The 1,463-nt window shown below is 66.8% G+C and carries 2 protein-coding genes; both read left to right on the top strand.

Annotated elements, in window-relative coordinates:
• The first annotated feature begins 122 nt into the window (after positions 1–122).
• The gene (locus AB4Y86_RS18785; protein WP_441403647.1) at positions 123–728 is read left to right on the top strand and encodes a malonic semialdehyde reductase; all 606 of its coding nucleotides are present in this window, start codon (positions 123–125) and stop codon (positions 726–728) included.
• A gap of 57 nt (positions 729–785) precedes the next feature.
• A complete protein-coding gene (locus AB4Y86_RS18780) occupies positions 786–1,307 on the top strand; it encodes a 2'-5' RNA ligase family protein (RefSeq protein WP_441403646.1) in 522 nt (173 codons plus the stop codon).
• The last annotated feature ends 156 nt before the right edge of the window (positions 1,308–1,463 follow it).

Below are 1,463 nucleotides of genomic sequence, written 5' to 3'. Positions count from 1 at the left end.
CCCCCAGCCCGCTGTGTGCGACTTCACAACATGCCCGGGGAAGCAGCCGACGCGGAACGTGGTTGCACCTAGCGACAGCAAACGTGCCCCCGGAGCGGGGCGACCCAGCAAAAGGGTTGCGAATGACGATCGCCCATGAAGAAGCAGTAATCGACGCCGCAGCGGTGGACGCCATCTTTGCCCAGGCTCGCACTGCCAATGCCTTCACCGGCGAAGTCACGGACGAGCAGGCGCGCGCCATCTACGAACTGACCAAAGGCGGCCCGACGGCGTTCAACGCGCAGCCTATGCGCATCACCTACGTTCGCTCGGACGAGGCCCGCGCCACGCTGGTAGACAGCATGTCCAACGGAAACAAGGCAAAGACGGCTGCCGCCCCGCTTGTTGCGATCCTCAGCACCGACACCGCTTGGCACGAACTTTGGGACACCTTCCTCCCCGGCTTCAACGCACCCAAGGCCATGTACGACGCCGCCCCGGACCTCGCCGCGGCCACCGGCAACAACAACGCCCACCTGCAGGCCGGCTACTTCATCCTCGCCGTCCGTTCGCTGGGCCTCTCGGCCGGACCGATGACGGGCGCCGACTTCGGCAAGATCGACTCCGCTTTCTTCCCGGATGGCAGCCAGAAGAGCTTCCTGGTGGTCAACATCGGCCACGCCGCCGAAAACGCCTGGGGCGCACCGAAGCCGAAGTTCGCCTACGAAGACGTGGTCCGCACCGTCTAAGGGCTACAGCCCCAACGACCTGGGGCCCGCACTAGCCCCCGGTGGCAGACTGGGCCCATGCGGAACCTCATTGTGGTTGCCTTCCTGGAGCCCGTCACGGCTGGGATGAACTTCCCCCGCGACGGCTGGCCGCTGCACATCACCCTGGTGAAGTTCGACGTCGTCGATCGCGCGCCGTCGGCCGACGGCGGGAGCGCTGCCGGCGAAGACGTGCTGGCCACCCGGGTGGCGGGGCTCATGGACGCAGCGGTCAGGGCGGCGCTCGGCAGCACCGTCACGGTGGGCAACGAGGCAGGCTTCGGCCGCGGCGGCTCCATTCCGGTCAGCCTGATCGCTCCCAGCACGGCGCTGCAGGGACTCCATGAAGCGCTCGTGGAAGTCGTGCAGGACCTGCCCGGCAGGGTTGCCACCCCCGGTTACACCATGGCCGGGTACCGTCCGCATGTTTCCCACCGGGGCGAAGCAGCCCCCCGCGCAGGCGAGCAACTGGCCCTGGACCGGATCGCCCTGGTGGACATGGCTCCCGACGGCGAACACGCCACGCGGCGCGTGTTGAGGCTTTGGCAGGCCACACCGTGAAATGGACCTCTTCATTTCGGTCCCGAGGTGCCATACTGGGGTTCACATTTAGAGTCTGACGCCGATACATACTGGGGTAACTGGGTGCGTGCTGGGGGAACCGCGGGATGATGCTCGACACCGCCACCCTCCGCGTTGCCTTGGCCGTGGTCACCT

Origin of the sequence: Arthrobacter sp. 2YAF22_2 (genome assembly GCF_052114645.1) — a bacterium.
In the GTDB taxonomy this organism is placed as follows: Bacteria; Actinomycetota; Actinomycetes; order Actinomycetales; family Micrococcaceae; genus Arthrobacter.
Note: the sequence above shows the minus strand (reverse complement) of the source record. Positions and strands in the feature narration are given on the sequence as shown.

Bases quoted from the DNA above. Each gene is read 5' to 3' on its own strand.
- AB4Y86_RS18780 (WP_441403646.1), top strand. From the start codon at position 786: ATGCGGAACCTCATTGTGGTTGCCTTCCTGGAGCCCGTCACGGCTGGG.
- AB4Y86_RS18785 (WP_441403647.1), top strand. From the start codon at position 123: ATGACGATCGCCCATGAAGAAGCAGTAATCGACGCCGCAGCGGTGGAC.